13 protein-coding genes are annotated in these 15,321 nt (G+C 46.4%); 4 read left to right on the forward strand and 9 right to left on the reverse strand.

Features of this window, described 5'->3' with window-relative positions; all coding sequences use genetic code 11:
• Positions 1–95 precede the first annotated feature (95 nt).
• Positions 96–1,157 carry an acyl-CoA desaturase gene (locus tag VXM68_RS18000; protein ID WP_293953928.1) on the forward strand — a complete coding sequence of 354 codons (1,062 nt, stop codon included), beginning with the start codon at positions 96–98 and terminating at the stop codon, positions 1,155–1,157.
• Between the two features lie 2 nt (positions 1,158–1,159).
• Here the strand turns inward: VXM68_RS18000 and VXM68_RS18005 are convergent, their stop codons facing one another.
• Positions 1,160–2,131 carry a helix-turn-helix transcriptional regulator gene (locus VXM68_RS18005; protein WP_367209558.1) on the reverse strand — a complete coding sequence of 324 codons (972 nt, stop codon included), beginning with the start codon at positions 2,129–2,131 and terminating at the stop codon, positions 1,160–1,162.
• An 86-nt stretch (positions 2,132–2,217) separates the two neighbouring features.
• Here VXM68_RS18005 and VXM68_RS18010 point away from each other — a divergent pair, with 86 nt between their 5' ends.
• Complete coding sequence (locus tag VXM68_RS18010; RefSeq protein ID WP_367209559.1) at positions 2,218–3,390, forward strand: FAD-dependent oxidoreductase; 1,173 nt, start codon at positions 2,218–2,220, stop codon at positions 3,388–3,390.
• Positions 3,391–3,489: 99 nt separating this feature from the next.
• Here VXM68_RS18010 and VXM68_RS18015 read toward each other — a convergent pair whose 3' ends face one another.
• The 8 genes from VXM68_RS18015 to VXM68_RS18050 all read right to left on the reverse strand — a co-directional run bounded on the left by VXM68_RS18015 (position 3,490) and on the right by VXM68_RS18050 (position 12,797).
• Entirely contained in the window at positions 3,490–3,933 is a 444-nt protein-coding gene (locus tag VXM68_RS18015) for a hypothetical protein (protein ID WP_367209560.1), read from the reverse strand.
• Positions 3,934–4,020: 87 nt separating this feature from the next.
• Positions 4,021–4,932: a helix-turn-helix domain-containing protein gene (locus VXM68_RS18020; RefSeq protein WP_367209561.1), complete on the reverse strand. Its 912-nt coding sequence runs from the start codon at positions 4,930–4,932 to the stop codon at positions 4,021–4,023.
• 65 nt (positions 4,933–4,997) lie between these two features.
• Positions 4,998–5,846 carry an SDR family NAD(P)-dependent oxidoreductase gene (locus VXM68_RS18025; protein WP_367209562.1) on the reverse strand — a complete coding sequence of 283 codons (849 nt, stop codon included), beginning with the start codon at positions 5,844–5,846 and terminating at the stop codon, positions 4,998–5,000.
• A gap of 169 nt (positions 5,847–6,015) precedes the next feature.
• The gene (locus VXM68_RS18030; RefSeq protein WP_367209563.1) at positions 6,016–6,276 is read right to left on the reverse strand and encodes a hypothetical protein; all 261 of its coding nucleotides are present in this window, start codon (positions 6,274–6,276) and stop codon (positions 6,016–6,018) included.
• 284 nt (positions 6,277–6,560) lie between these two features.
• Positions 6,561–7,670, reverse strand: a complete 1,110-nt coding sequence (locus tag VXM68_RS18035; protein ID WP_367209564.1) for an efflux RND transporter periplasmic adaptor subunit — start codon at positions 7,668–7,670, stop codon at positions 6,561–6,563.
• Between the two features lie 112 nt (positions 7,671–7,782).
• Positions 7,783–10,956: an efflux RND transporter permease subunit gene (locus VXM68_RS18040; RefSeq protein ID WP_367209565.1), complete on the reverse strand. Its 3,174-nt coding sequence runs from the start codon at positions 10,954–10,956 to the stop codon at positions 7,783–7,785.
• Positions 10,957–10,962: 6 nt separating this feature from the next.
• Complete coding sequence (locus VXM68_RS18045; protein ID WP_367209566.1) at positions 10,963–12,351, reverse strand: TolC family protein; 1,389 nt, start codon at positions 12,349–12,351, stop codon at positions 10,963–10,965.
• A gap of 80 nt (positions 12,352–12,431) precedes the next feature.
• A complete protein-coding gene (locus VXM68_RS18050; RefSeq protein WP_293953909.1) occupies positions 12,432–12,797 on the reverse strand; it encodes a hypothetical protein in 366 nt (121 codons plus the stop codon).
• A 273-nt stretch (positions 12,798–13,070) separates the two neighbouring features.
• Between VXM68_RS18050 and VXM68_RS18055 the strand changes: the two genes are divergently transcribed.
• Positions 13,071–13,679 (forward strand): flavin reductase family protein, encoded by a 609-nt coding sequence (locus tag VXM68_RS18055; protein ID WP_367209567.1) that lies wholly within the window; start codon positions 13,071–13,073, stop codon positions 13,677–13,679.
• Positions 13,680–13,902: 223 nt separating this feature from the next.
• A complete protein-coding gene (locus VXM68_RS18060; RefSeq protein WP_367209568.1) occupies positions 13,903–15,315 on the forward strand; it encodes a DHA2 family efflux MFS transporter permease subunit in 1,413 nt (470 codons plus the stop codon).
• Positions 15,316–15,321 lie beyond the last annotated feature (6 nt).

The raw sequence follows: 15,321 nt of genomic DNA on the forward strand, positions 1-15,321 counted from the left end.
CGTCGTTCGAATAAATTAGCGTACCTTTAGACCAATTCAATCACTCAAGATCGAATCGTAAAAAAAGAAAGCATATCTCTCCCGTAAAAAGTCAAATGTCCCAGTCTGTAAAATTCAGCAATGTAAATACATTGTTCTCTAAAACGCTAAAACAAAAAATCAATACGTATTTTCAAAGTTCACTACAACCCAAAACAGGGAATCGTAAAATTTATCTGAAAGCGGCTATCCTGCTCATCAGCTTCATTGTGTTATATAGCCTGCTCGTATTCGCCCCCCTGCACTGGAGCGTTGCCATCGTATTATGCCTGATTTTTGGCATCAACCTGGCTGCCATTGGTTTTAATATCATGCACGATGCGGGGCACAATTCTTTTTCAGACAACAAACGCCTCAATACTTTACTTTCCTACTCGCTCAATCTATTGGGCGGTAATATCTACTTTTGGAAACTCAAACATAATATCGCCCACCATACCTACACCAACATCGATGGCGAAGACCACGATATCGAGGTCAAGTTTATGCGTATACATCACGACCAGAAACTGCGTAAGCACCACCGCTATCAACGGTTTTACTTTCCGTTGCTTTATGGGATTTCCTATTTAGCATGGATCTTTTACCAGGATTATGAGAAGTATTTTCGTGGCCGTATGGGTGATAAAATTGAGCGATTTCATTTTCCGCTCAGCGAGCGTATTATTTTCTGGGTCAGTAAGCTTGTTCACATCAGCTTATTTGTCATTATTCCGGTCATCTTCGTGGGGTGGCTGCCCACTCTTATCGGATTGCTGATTTCAGGTGCGGTATGTGGGATGAGTCTGGCCACTGTATTTCAACTGGCCCATGTGGTTGAGGAGACCGAATTTAAAACCATTGACCAGTCTAAGGTCGAAGAAGAATGGATGATCCACCAGATCCAGTCCACCGCAAATTTTGCTACCCGCAACAAGGTACTCACCTGGTTGCTTGGCGGACTCAATTTTCAGGTGGAGCATCATCTTTTTCCAAAGATTAGCCACGTCCATTATCCAGCACTCAACCGGATTGTCAAGCAGACGTGTAGCGAATATAAAATACAGTACAACGAATTCCGCAGCTTTGGGACTGCTTTTCGATCGCATTTAAAAGTGTTGGAAGCCATGTCAAAATAGACTCAGAATGTATCGCGGAATTTTTTAGATCCGGAAGAAACATGCTTGTGAAGCTGCATCCATTTTTTCGGTTTAGATCCGAAATGGCTTTCGAATAATCGGCCAAAATAACTTAAATTGCTAAATCCCAAGCGGTAGCCAGTTTCAGAAACAGACAATAATTCTTCCTTTAAAAGCCGCCCAGCCTCCTGCATGCGCAGACGCTGATAATATGGATACATTCCCATCCCAAAAACCTGTGTAAACAGCTTACGAAGTTTAATGACATTCATTCCGCTTATCTTTACCAATTCTTCCTGCAGAAATGGCCGGTCCATGTAGTTTGCGAGCTGATCCCGCACCCGATAGATCGATTCGAGTTCATATTTTGTCAATTGCTGATGCGTCACCTGCGTTCTTGCGGAAAGGTTTTTAAACAGATGAAAAAGTAACTCAAGTGATTTCAACCTATAAAAAGCATCAGAAAGCGGCGCCCTATCACTAGAATTTGCTAGCTCATTGGCGATTGCCGCTATTTCTGGCGACATAAATTCCTCAATCCAAAGCGTTTTATCATTATCAAACAAATAATCGAATGTCCGGTGTGCTTTTCCAATGAAACTTTTTAAATAATCGAGGCTCACGAGAATGGTTACCTGCTGGATATTGACGGCTTTTGGAAATGTCAACTCGGTTGCCACGTGCAGGGGTACGATGCGGACATGAGGTTGTGCCTGCGGAGTTGAGGCCGAATGAATGATATTCTGAAACGAAATGGATACACCATGTTCGATAATTTTGATCGGCTCCCTTCGAAAGCAAAAGGTTTGCCTGGCCATCACCGAACGAATCATAAGCAGCATTTCGGGCAACAGATCGACCATCTTGAGCTCATTCAGTTCGAGCATTTCCAATTCGTGTCTGTCGGGCGATAGCGAAACGCCCAGGCGATCGGCCCAATAGCTCATTTCTTCATTTTTACCGACACCACTCATTTTATTGGACTAATTTTGCTTTTTATTGAACTATTTTAGCCTTAAAAGTATACATAAGTTTGCATTAATTCTTAAAAAATAGTGCAATGAAAAAACATATTTTAATTACTGGTGCCGGAATTGCCGGCTTAACCGCAGCAAACTTCTTGGCGCAGCAAGGTCATCGTGTTACGCTGGTGGATCGCACGCCCGCATTCAGCAAGGCTGGATTCCTTATATCTTTAAAAAGCTTCGGTGTGAAAATCATGGACGAGCTCGGACTTACCCAAGCCCTCAAGTCAGCGTCATCCCCTTCCGAGACCGTTGATTTTGTGGAAACCGACGAGACCATCATCCAAAGCATCGCTTATGACAAAATGAATGAAAACATCGAACGCTCGGTTTTGATATCGCGGGGCGGATTGCACGAGGTATTGCACGACGCCATTAAGAGCGATGTCGAAATCCTTTTTGACACCACGCTGGTACAAGTCAACGAAAAGGGAGATTACGCAGAAGTAAAGCTTTCAAACGGGAAGACCCTGTGTGTCGATTTGATTATCGTGTCGGAAGGACTACGTTCTGCTACTCGGCAGCAGTATTTTAAAGACGTTCAATTTGAGGACTTCAATATGCTGTACGTAGGCGGCAGATTGAAGCGCTATCACCACAAGAAAGTAGGTGCTTTCAAAATCTATATCGATGTAGACAAAATGCTGTCGATCTATCCCATCGCAGAAGATGAGATTGCCATCCAATGTTATATACGCAGTTTTGAAGACCTCCACGGGTTAAGAAACAACGCAGCCTCCATTCTTCACCATGTTTTTGGCAATTACAATGCTGAAGTAAATCAGTTGCTTGATACTCTTTTGGACGAAGGTTTATTTTTCATCGACAAGATGGGCATGGTACATACGTCAAATCTGGTCAACGGAAGAATGGTACTGCTGGGCGATGCAGGCTACTGTCCTACAGCGCTATCCGGCATGGGGGCTTCACTTTCAATTTATGGCGCAAAAGCTTTAGCCCATTATATTGCTTTAGATCCAGATGATCTCGCCGTTGCTTGTAAGAATTATAACGACCTGATGCAGCCTATCATAACAAAGTTTCAGGATAACGCGCAGAATAATGCCTCATCTTTCTTACCCAAAAACACCTTTCATCTAGAGCAATTTGTCGCGAACTTTCGAAATGCCAGTTTCAGCGATGTGCAAAAAATAATGACAGATCCGATTGTGCTGACGAAGGATCAGGAAAATTTTATTTTAGATTAATGCCTACGCTTTGCCACTTCGCCAGCATAAAACTGTTTATCAACTCATCACGTTATGCGCAGCGTAATCTCCCTGTGCATAACGTGATGCAATCGATTATTATTTTTTTCCCATAGCCTTTATTGCCAGTCCAGCCGCTATTCCGCCGATTACATACCATGCCACGGTCATTAATTTGGTACGATCGGTCTTTTTTATTGGTTCGGCATTCAGTCCAGCCTGTTCTGGGATAGTCAATGTGGCTACGCCGACCAACGTTCCCAGCAGCGCCCCTTTGAGCAGCAGGTTATTCTGACTGCCATATCCGATAAGCGTATACAGCATCGCATTTGAAGCGACGTCCGCACCGAATGTAGCCGCGACCAATGCATTACCTTTTGGCGGTTTAAAACCCGCAAAGCGCGCCGTTTTTTGCATCGCCTCCTCCCCCACTTTATCCACTTCAGGAGCTTTGGAGTCAAACCGTTTGGCAGCAGTATGGACTACATTAAGTACAAGCGCACCGACCAGTCCGCCCAGCATATTTTTATTCAATCCATTCATATTTTGCAGTTTAAATTTATCTTTACAATGTATCTACAGTTCTTTAGAGAACACAAGAGGACCACAAATAGTTCAATAATCACAGATTTAACCGACGATATCCATTTCCCGAAAGCGGAGCGGTGTCATCTGCATCTTTTTTTTGAAGAAATTACTGAAATGAGTAGCCTCTTTAAAACCTAACGAATAAGCGATTTCGGAAACATTCCATTCCGTATGCCGCAGCAATATTTTGGCCTCCTGCAGCAGACGGTCGGCAATAATCGTGGAGGTTGTTTTTTCGGTGGTTTCCTTGACGGCGCGGTTTAGGTGATTAACATGGACGGCGAGCTGTGCTGCAAATTCCGAGGGCGAGCGAAAGCCGATCCGTTGGCGCGCATCCTCAATCGGAAACTGACGCGCTAAGAGTTCCAGAAACATATGGGTTATCCGTTGAGATGCATTTGCTTGCTTCTTTGCCACTTTAGACGCCGTCTGCATGCCGTGCGTATAATGAAGCAGATCAAACACAAGATTTCTCAGCAGATCGTATTTATGTACATACTCCGAATATAAGGCATCCTGCATCTTCCTATACACCTGCTTAATATCTTCCAGTTGTTCATCCGTCAGCTCAAATACGGGTAAGGCGTTGGGTTTAAACACTTCGTAGTCGTTGAGGTTACCAAAATGATGAAAGAACGATGCCGTAAACACACAAAAGAATCCCGATTTATAATCGTCAATCCATTCAAATTTGTAAGGAATCTGCGGATTGGTAAAAAACAAGGCCTGCTTTTTTATTTCAATCACCTTGTCGGCATAATGTATTCTGTTTTTACCAATAATTAGGGTGATCTTATAATAATCTTTTCGGCTATAGACGACTGGCTTCGTATGCTTCCCTATATATTCATCAATTGTAAAGACATTGAAATGCCCTACCCCATGACGGATGTTCTCCGGAATACGTTCAAATTTAGACTGATAAAATTCCTCCAGCGACTGCAATTTTTCCATGCATTGAATATACGAAAATCAAATAAGACGTTGTCACTGATAATGACAACGTCTCTATTTGTCGCTTACGACATTGCATTAAAATCAGTCGAATAAGAAATAGGCTTATTGCTTTCCAGCTCTTCCGAAAGTAACTTGATTTTTTCCGCTGCCCTTTTGTAGGCATCGCTTCCTAGGTAGAGGCGCACAGGAGGATTGGGATGCTCTGCCAGATCGATAAAAACCTGAGCCAGCAGTTCGGGATTGCCAATCTGTGTCCCGTGCATTGCGACATATTTTTCATGGGAGGCCCTCACCGCGCTGTAGCCATCAATTTTCTTTTGGGCCAAAACAAGCGAACTATCTTGCAGAAACTCGGTGCGGAAAGCCCCCGGCGCCACCACCGTCACCTTCACGCCAAACTCCTTTACATCTTCTGCCATGACTTCCGAAAGCCCTGTTACCGCATATTTTGTAGCAGCATACATTGCCCAGCCAATTCCCGGGGCAAACCCCGCAATAGAAGAAATGTTAATGATGTTGCCCGATCGTTGCTGCCTGAAGTAAGGCATAACGGACTGCATCGTTTTGATGACAGCCATAACATTAATGTCGAAACTATCTTTGATTTCTTGCTGATCTATTTCTTCAACCGCCCCCCCTATCCCGTAGCCTGCATTATTTACCAAAACATCAATTTTCCCAAAGTGAGTAACGGTACGTGCGACAGCTTCGCGGATAGCTTTCTCATTTGTCAAATCCACTTCAAGAGGTAAAAAAAGCGCCATGTCTACATTCCCCCCTGCGTCAATTAAAGCGTGTAATTTTCGACTTGTCGCTGCTACGCGATAGCCTTTTTCAATGAGTTTTTTGACCAACGACAGCCCCATACCTTTGGACGCTCCCGTTATAAACCATACTTTATTTGTCTCCATATCAATTTATTTATAAGACAAATTTAGCACATCGATCAACGACGGTGGTGACTAAATAGAAACAATAGATGGCGAAAATCAAACAATTACAACAAACTGCCTCGAGGTTGGCTAAGTTGCACAATTCTTTTGTTTTCCACAGGAAGACTATGAACGATCAAATTTTTGCTTACAGGCGGTACCGAAGCGATAGATTACGCCAGATCTCCGTAGCAAAATGTTGATCGGAATGCATATTTTCAAAAAACCAGCTATCGCCTTTCCTTACTAATTTTTGATCAATTCCATCGAGCAAAATTGGCAGCTCCGTATCGAGCTTTGATAAAGATTTTTTTAACAACACCAACTGGTAATCCTGTCCTTTGTAGGTTAAACGGAACACCTGCGAACGGTGATGCTCGCTGTCTATCCTGTCTATTGTGCCTTGCATAAATATAAATCTTCTAAAAATTTTAAACCATAGTCGTTACGCCCAAACGAATGCGATGAAAGTATAAATATCGATAAATAATCGTGCCAAAAGCGACGGTCTGTGCTTTAAAAAATGATAATAAATCATCTTTTTTTTAAACGCGAATAGTTGCATCCGATTGCTGTGCTGCGGAAAATGAATTTTTGGGTATAACGTCTGAGTTATTGGTCGCAACCCAAGGCTAACAAAAGTTTGAAAGGCCTCGTGGAGGCCTTTCATACGGATCAGCCAGTGGCTGATGCTTACTCTTCCAAAGGCAGTTTGACTCCCTCTTTGATTTCATCGTTGGCGTGCAGCAAGATCTGATCATTCCTATTCAGCTTTCCAAAAACTTCGGTCGAATCATGTGTCGACACCCCCTCTTTGATATCCACAAAATGCGTCTTGCCGTCTTTGAGCTGAATTACATACTGCCTTTCTGTCGAACGCACAATACTATTGGAGGGCACCAATAGTGAATTAGCTCCTGCAGATAAGGGAATATCCACCTCACAGTAGAGCCCAGGCTTGAGTCTATTGTCCGAGTTGGGCACGTCCACCTCTATGGCTTCCGACTGCATGGCGCCCAGAGAATTTGCCGAACGCGCAATCATCCCTTCAAACACCCTATTTGGCGTATTATTGAAACGATAGGTCACTTTTTTCGCGAGATCCACTTTATCGACATACGTCTCGGGAATCTGTACCTCCAACCGGAGCTTATGGAGATCCTGCAAGATCAATAGCGGTTGATCATTCCCTTTTCCCGGTCCTACGAGCGCTCCTTCGGAGACGTTACGCTGCACAATGACGCCATTGAAAGGCGCCTTGATATTCAGGTAAGACTGCAACATTTCAACTTCCTCCACATTCGCTTTCTCGGACATCGCTACCGCTTCGTCCGCTTTCATCTTCGAAAGGGCATTATCCAGATCAAGCGGCGACACTGCCCCCTCCTCCTGCGCTGCATTTTTAAGCCTTTTATATTTATCCTTACTTGCCGAAGCCGTTTCCTGTGCCTGCACAAAACGGGAATGCGCCGCCTGTACCGCAGCAAGCATCTCGGGTGCCTCCAGCTGCATCAGCAACTGTCCTTTTTTTACAAGAGTTCCTCTATCCACATAGATATGCTTCACAAAGCTGTTCATCTTGGCATAGATATTTACCTCATTAAAGGGTTTGAGTTTACCGGGCAGGCGTACGCTGCTAGACATCACTTTCTCTTGTATTACTGTGGTTTGGTAAGTACTGGCTTTAGCCGGATTTTTTGGCGTCAGATCAATTGGCTTTTCGGTGCGACCACAAGCCGACAGCAAGCCCGCCAGTAGTAATGTATAGCCTATTTTTTGCATCCGATTCATGTTCTTTTTCATGCGTTTGTATTTTCTTTAAGGCAGGCATGCTGCAATCAGTCAGCCCGCATGCCTTTGGCATTTTTGTCTTTAATTACTATTTCTTTATGTGTACTCAACCTTGCGGCCTTTATCACCGCAGTTTCTGCGGATCGGTTTGGATGGATGAAGGCCGGTGCTCAGGCTCGTCCTGCGGCAACAGCGATTCGGAATCAAACGTGGATTTTTCCTTCATCCACACAAACAGGAGCGGCAGTACGAAGAGAGCGGCAAAGGTGGATGCAAATAATCCACCGATAACGGCTCTTCCCAGCGGAGCGGCCTGTTCGCCTGTCTCGCCCATGCCCATGGCCATGGGAATCATGCCGGCAATCATGGCCATACTGGTCATCAGGATGGGACGCAGCCGTGTGGTCGCGCTGGCCAGCGCCGCTGTGCGGGCATTGCGAAAATCTATGCGCAACGTTTCAGCATTGGAAACGATCAGGATCGCATTGGCCACCGACACCCCCGTAGACATAATCATACCCATATAAGACTGCAGATTGAGCGTAGAACCGGTGAGCAAAAGCATGGCCAAGGATCCAAGGATCACTGCAGGAATAGTCACCAATGCGGTTAGCGAAAGCTTGACACTTTGGTAATTGGCGGCCAGCAGCAGAAAGATCACAACGACGGCGCAGGCTAAGCCGAGCTGCAGACTGCCCATGGTATCGAGCAATAAGGTTGACATCCCTTTCATCTCGACAACGACACCGCGCGGCGGAGCCGGAAGCTCGCGAATAGCCTGTTGCACATCGGCAGTCGCTGTCCCGAGGTCTTTTTGATGAATATTGGCCATTACGGTCAAATAGCGCCTTGGACCCTGACGGTCGTACTCACCCGGTACATATTGGGTATTGAAAGTAGCGATATCGCCCAAGGTTGGCGTCAGCTGCCCTTTTACCAGTGGAATTTCCCGCAGTTCGTCCATGGTATTCATCACGTATTCCGGCACCTGCACCTGTACCTGATAGGTGTACGTATTGTTTTCGTCGAGCCATTGGATTTTTTGCGTAAATCGGCTCGATGAGGTACTCGCAGTTACCGATCGTGCAATATCATCCATCTGCAGACCAAGCTGTGAGGCTTTGAGGCGGTCGATGGCAATGGCAATGGTCGGCAGGTGCAAGGGCTGCGCAATCTGCACATCGCGCAGATAGTCGATGTGCTGCAATGAGCTGACCACCTTATCGGCGTAGACCTTTATTTCGTCCATTTTCTTCCCTGCTATGCGCACTTCGATCGGTGTTGCCGCTCCCTGGCTCATAATCTTTTCGGTCATATCAATAGGCTCAAAATTGAGGCGCAATTTGGGCAGTTTATACCGGATATTACGCCTTAAAGCATCTTTGAGTTCATCCATATTGACATGATAGTCTGCATTGAGATTCACCTGAATCACTGCCTCATGCGTACCGGTATTGAATACATAGAGGTTGCTCACCCCATAGCTGCTGGGCACCAAACCCACGTAGGCCGAACTAATGGCAACCTGATGGTTTACCGTACTATCAATTACCTGCAGCACCTGTTTGACAGACTCTTCGGTACGTTCGAGCCTAGTCCCATCCGGTTCCTTGATGCGCAGCTGAAACTGCCCATTATTGACCTTGGGCATCATATCCTTGCCGATGTACATAAACGCTGCTGCTGCAAGCCCTACCGTAAGCAGCAGATAACCGATGATCACTTTGCCCTTGTGCCGCATGGAGCGGTACAGGCCAAAGCGGTATCGTTTTTTAATTTTCTCAAAAAATCCCGGCGAGTCTGATTTGAAATGACCGATATGATGCTCTTTGAGCAGCCAGTTGGATAGAATAGGTACCAGCGTCTGCGCCATAAAGTAAGAAGCGATCATGGTCAATCCAATGGACAAAGAAAGTGGCAGAAACATGGCCCGCGGTATCCCCGTCATCATAAAGGATGGTGCAAATACAGCCAGAATACAAAACAGGATCAACAGCAACGGTACAGCGATTTCCTGACAGGCCTGATAGATGGCCTTACGTTTATGTGCCCCCTGTTCCTGATGTTGGTGTATGCTTTCGATGGTCACGGTAGCCTGATCGACCAGAATACCGATAGCCAGAGCCAATCCACTCAAGGTCATGATATTGATGGTCTGTCCAAACAAAGTCAGCAGCAGTACACCGATCAGAATGGATACCGGTATGGTCACAATGACGATAAGGCTGCTCCGCCAGTCGCGCAGAAACAGCAGCACCATGAGTCCAGTAAGCAAAGCGCCCAGTCCACCTTCATGCAAGAGGCTCTGCACGGAATTCATTACCGCCACCGACTGGTCAAATTCATAAGAGACCTTGACATCTTCTGGCAGCAGATTCTGGATTTCGGGCAGTTTGGCTTTGAGGTTGCTCACCACCGCCCAGGTAGACGCATCCGATGTCTTCACAGCAGGAATATACACCGACCGCCGCCCATTGATGAGGGCATAACTTACGGTTACATCCGAAGCGTCCGACACCCGCGCCACATCCTTGATATAAATCGGGATTCCATTTTTTGTGAGAATAGGGATATCAGCAAAATCCGCCACATTTTTGATCAAAGAATTGATGGTGGTTACGTACATGGTGTTGTTGAGGTGCAGGTTACCCGACGGCGACATGACGTTGAATTTGGACAAGGCCATCACCACCTCATCAGCGGTGAGGTTGTAGCTCCGCAATTTGTTGGGGTCTACATTCACGGTGATCGTTCTGGAGTTGGCGCCAAAGGGCGGCGGCGCCGAGAGCCCCGGTACCGACGAAAATGTTGGGCGCACCAGTGTACTCGCCATATCGTAGATCTCTTTGAGGCTTCTGGTCTTCGAAGACAGCACCAGCTGCCCCACAGGGAGTGAAGAAGCATCAAAACGGACCACCTGCGGGGGCAATGCCCCTGGCGGAAAAAACTTCATGGCCCGATTGACCTGCAGTGCCACCTGCGCCGAGGCTTCGGCCATATCGGTATTTTCGTAAAAACTAAGTTTCAGGAGCGTAAGGCCCTGAATATTTTTGGCAGATATATTTTTGATTCCATTAACATAGAGAAACTGATCCTGCATCCGCGAGGAAAAGAAACCTTCCATCTGCTGCGGCGACATCCCACCGTATGATTCGATGACGTAAATGGTCGGCGAATTGAGCTGCGGAAAGATATCAATCGGTATTTTCAGTACAGACAGCACCGAAAAGAGCAGCAAGCTCAGCGTGATGATCACCGTGGTAATGGGCCTTCGTAAAGCAGCTGTGACAAGTGACATAAAAGATTAATTAAAAAGTTGAAGAAAGCCATCGACATTGTTCTGTGCCACCACCTGGTGAAACAATGCCAGGTAATAATTATACTTGGCGGTGATGTAATCGCGCTCTGCCTGATAGAGCATGTTCTGGGCTACGTTGACCTCCACGATATCGATGAGGCCGTTTTTGTAGAGGGAAAACTTCTGCCGATAGGCGGCATTCGCAGCCTTGGTTTGCCGCGGTATTTCCTTGAGCCGTCGTGCGGCGGTTTCCACTTCGGCGGCCGACTGGGCGATATTCATGGCAATGTTAGCCTGTTGTTCCTGCAGCTTTTGTCCGGCCTCGTCCACCATAAGACGCTGCGTATTGAGTTTTACCTTTTTGCGGCGAAGGTCAAACAGGTTGTAGTTGATGCCTAGGCCAACGAGGTAATTGCCACGCTGCAAACCAAAGCCATCGGTGAGCGATCCATAGCTATTGTCACTATGCACACTGGACGCCCTTCCCCAGACTGCGCCGGAAAGGAACAGCTTGGGGCGGTAGCTGCTGGCAACCAGCTTTTCTTCCATCTTGGTCTTATCGAACAACGCATTATAATAGGCGACCATCGGATGCTGGCGGCCACCGTCGAGTTCAATGGGTGCATTCTTTACCTGCTCGAAAAGAATCTTTTCGGCCAAAGTATCTGCGACAATCTCCCGGGGCGACATACCCGACAACGTGGCCAGCTGAATCTGCAATTGCTGTTGCTGATTGTCCAGCTCGATGAGGCTAAGCTGGCTCCGCGATATTTCGGCATCGGCCATACTGGTATCTACACCGGCCCGGATGCCGCTTTTGACCAGTGCAAATATGGACTGCCGTATTTCCTGATTACGCGCTATACTACGCAACTGAATACCGATCAGGTCGTGCAGCTTTAATAACTGCAGGTAGCTGTAGATGGTAAAAGACTGTAAGTCGTATTTAGACTGCTCAAAACGGAGGTTTTCGACATTCACCTCCGACTGGGCGAGTGCGTCCTGGGCTTTGAACTGACCAAAATTATACAGCTCCCACTGGAACGCTGCAATGCCAAGATTGCTGCTCACCGCCTGATACTTATTATCGGCTCTGATACCACCGTTATTCGTGGGCACGAGACCAAATCCGAAGTACGGCCCCGGTACATTATTATTGGAACCGATATCTGCCTGATACGACAGCTGAAGGCTGGGCAGACGGTTATTTTTCACTTCGGCAGCGCGAGCCTGCTGCACCTGTGTACGCACATAGTCGGTTTGCAGAGCGGGTGCATGCGCCGTTACCGAAGATAGCAGCTGGTTGAGTTTGATAGGCACATGACGCTCCTGACCATAGCCCCATAGGCTACAGCAGAGCAGCACATGCCCCATAAGGACAAGTTTCTGAAACATATAAAAAGCTTATTTTAAAAATAAATGAATGTCTGTCGTCCCGGGGGGACGTGTTTCATACAATTAAAATGGCTTTTTTATCATAAGGTGAGCTGGAGGTGACGGAGGTAGAGCCGGTCTAGCGGCAAAAGGATAGATTGGAACTGCGTAGTAGCAAACGCGCCGAAATTAGGAACAAACCTGTTGAAAAAACGGGTAATAAAAAACTCTTTTATTTTACCCGCAAAATGGCGAACTGGCGCTAGCGTGAGACAGACCCCATCCTTTGCATCCACCCAGTCCAAATATTCCTGTTTGCGTTTACTAAAGGCTTTGATAACGGTGATAAACTCATTCTCGCCCTGCGTTTTTGCCTGATGGTAGAGTGAAAAGCCGATCAAAGGCTTCACAACAAGCATCATGGCACTCACAAGTAAGAGAAATTGAACGATGACTCGTCTTAACATAGGCTTTATTATTACTATCGTATGCAATTTGATCTGCATCTGCCACAAATATAAAAAATGGAGCATTACGTGCGTGTAACATTGCCATAGCAAAAGTTTTTGTAAACATGATGTTGCAATTGATGTTTTAGTATATTTATGCATCAATTTAAAGGTGATGACCTGCTGCAGCTGAAAGATAGCAATCTTATGCCATACCGGCTTTCTGTAGCTTCCTATGCAGGGGCTGCTAGACAGGATCGCTAACAATCGAACACAAAGCATTTATACACGATGATTTATACTAAAAACGCAATCGACGCATTTGAGCGAAGATACAGGGCCAATTTTATCAATTCACTGGGCGGGTTTAAAACCCTGGTTCTCATAGGTACCAAGAACAGCGACGGAAGTGAAAATTTAGCTACGTTTAGTAGCTTATTCCACTTGGGCGCAGATCCTGCACTATGTGGTATTATCGTTCGGCCGGCCACTCCCTTTAGCAGTACATTGGATAATATTGTTGAACAGCAGTATTATACCATCAATCATGTTTCACCAGCTTTTGTAAAACAGGCGCATCAGTGCAGCGCCAAATATCCAAAAGGGGTGAGCGAATTTGAACAGGTCGGGCTCAGCCCTGAATACCTGGAAAACATTCCGGCTCCTTTTGTGCGCGAAAGCACCCTAAAATTTGCCTGCAAATTTGTGCAGCAAACAGCCATTGAACTCAACGGTACCACCTTGGTCATTGGGCAGATCACAACCGTGCTGGTGCCGGATACTTATGTCAAGGAAGATGGCTATATTGATATCGAAGAAGCAGGCACAGTCACGAGCAGCGGGCTCGACAGCTATCATACCACCAACCGGATTGCACGGCTGCCTTATGCAAAGCCCTAATTTAGCGGTATATTGATCTGATACAACGCAGGCATGGTTAAAAAGAGGCCAACGTATTTCTACGTGGCCCCTCAATAATTACATATCCCCCTTTGCAACTGATTGCTGCGAGAAAGCAACCCCATTGCTATCGGATAAAAATAGCCTTTACATGACTTTTGTTTGATGCGATACGCTTACTTTTGTGGCAAATATTTCCCGTTCGGGATTGAAGAAGAGCAAAATGAAGAAAGAATCACGCATCATATCGCTCATTGTCGGGGGAACGCTGCTTATGGAGATGCTCGACACCACAGCGATATCCACGGCCTTACCCAAAATGGCTCATGATTTTGAGACAAATGTAGTGCATCTCAGCGCGGGTATTACGTCTTATACCGTTATGTTGGCTGTATTTATTCCGATCAGTGGCTGGATTGCGGACCGCTATGGCGCAAAAAAAGTGTTCAATATGGCGATTATAGGGTTTATCCTGTCGTCGATCGCCTGTGGGCTCAGTACCAGCTTAACAGCCTTTGTCCTGGCACGCATCTGCCAAGGTACTGCCGGCGCACTGATGGTGCCTGTGGGGCGTCTCATCGTACTGAAGCACACCCAAAAGAAAGATCTGGTTGAAGCGATCGGTTATATTGCCTGGGCCGGACTATTAGGCCCTATTATTGGTCCTGTACTGGGCGGATTTTTCACTACCTATTTTACCTGGCATTGGATTTTCTTTATCAATGTACCCGTCGGCGTATTTGCGCTGTGGGTAGTGCATCAATTTATCCCGGCGATGGATTCAGAAAGTAGCCGTCCGCTTGATATCGTCGGCTTTTTTATCAGCGGTATCGGTCTTGCCGGCATTATGCTGGGGACCGAAATGATCGGTGCTGCCAACGGCAATTATACAAAACCTCTTGTGACCATTGTTGCAAGTTTTGCGCTTATGGCCGTCGCCGTATGGCACTCCAGACGCATCAAATATCCGCTGATCGATTACAGTATCCTTAAAGTAAAGACCTTCCGGATTACGGTGTATTCGGGTTCGATCACGCGGATGGTGATCAATGTGGCGCCCTTTATATTGCCCCTGATGTTGCAGCTTGGTTTTGGACTGAGCCCATTTCATGCCGGTCTGCTCTACATGGCCAACATGCTGGGCAGTATGAGCATGAAGCCTGTAGCCATGTGGATCACACGGAAATATGATTTCCGAAAAGTCTTAATCGGCAATGGTATTATCCTGACGCTCGTCACTGCCGGGCTCTCGCTGCTATCCTTACAGACACCGATTTGGCTGGTGGCCATCGTATTCTTTTTTTCCGGACTGACACGCTCGCTTCAATTTACGAGTCTCAACACGTTGGCTTACGCTGACGTACCGAATGAAAAGATGAGCAATGCCAATACCCTGTACAATACGGCGCAGCAAATGGCGCTCGGTATGGGTATCGCACTGGGCGCAGTGACGCTGCACCTGGCAAGCAGTTACTACCAGGATACGGTTTATCAGATGCGCGATTTTAGTTTGGCGCTGCAGTTAATAGCCGTTTTATCGATGCTATCGTTAATCGAGTATTTCAAAATTAGTCCGAGTGACGGCAGCAATTTAAGGGGCTTGCCTTCAAAAAAAGAAGCGCAGAAGGCCGCTTAGTTATTT

Origin of the sequence: Sphingobacterium sp. R2 (assembly GCF_040760075.1) — a bacterium.
Taxonomy (GTDB): Bacteria; Bacteroidota; Bacteroidia; order Sphingobacteriales; family Sphingobacteriaceae; genus Sphingobacterium.

Bases quoted from the DNA above. Each gene is read 5' to 3' on its own strand.
- VXM68_RS18000 (WP_293953928.1), top strand. From the start codon at position 96: ATGTCCCAGTCTGTAAAATTCAGCAATGTAAATACATTGTTCTCTAAA.
- VXM68_RS18005 (WP_367209558.1), bottom strand. From the start codon at position 2,131: ATGAGTGGTGTCGGTAAAAATGAAGAAATGAGCTATTGGGCCGATCGC.
- VXM68_RS18010 (WP_367209559.1), top strand. From the start codon at position 2,218: ATGAAAAAACATATTTTAATTACTGGTGCCGGAATTGCCGGCTTAACC.
- VXM68_RS18015 (WP_367209560.1), bottom strand. From the start codon at position 3,933: ATGAATGGATTGAATAAAAATATGCTGGGCGGACTGGTCGGTGCGCTT.
- VXM68_RS18020 (WP_367209561.1), bottom strand. From the start codon at position 4,932: ATGGAAAAATTGCAGTCGCTGGAGGAATTTTATCAGTCTAAATTTGAA.
- VXM68_RS18025 (WP_367209562.1), bottom strand. From the start codon at position 5,846: ATGGAGACAAATAAAGTATGGTTTATAACGGGAGCGTCCAAAGGTATG.
- VXM68_RS18030 (WP_367209563.1), bottom strand. From the start codon at position 6,276: ATGCAAGGCACAATAGACAGGATAGACAGCGAGCATCACCGTTCGCAG.
- VXM68_RS18035 (WP_367209564.1), bottom strand. From the start codon at position 7,670: ATGAAAAAGAACATGAATCGGATGCAAAAAATAGGCTATACATTACTA.
- VXM68_RS18040 (WP_367209565.1), bottom strand. From the start codon at position 10,956: ATGTCACTTGTCACAGCTGCTTTACGAAGGCCCATTACCACGGTGATC.
- VXM68_RS18045 (WP_367209566.1), bottom strand. From the start codon at position 12,351: ATGTTTCAGAAACTTGTCCTTATGGGGCATGTGCTGCTCTGCTGTAGC.
- VXM68_RS18050 (WP_293953909.1), bottom strand. From the start codon at position 12,797: ATGTTAAGACGAGTCATCGTTCAATTTCTCTTACTTGTGAGTGCCATG.
- VXM68_RS18055 (WP_367209567.1), top strand. From the start codon at position 13,071: ATGATTTATACTAAAAACGCAATCGACGCATTTGAGCGAAGATACAGG.
- VXM68_RS18060 (WP_367209568.1), top strand. From the start codon at position 13,903: ATGAAGAAAGAATCACGCATCATATCGCTCATTGTCGGGGGAACGCTG.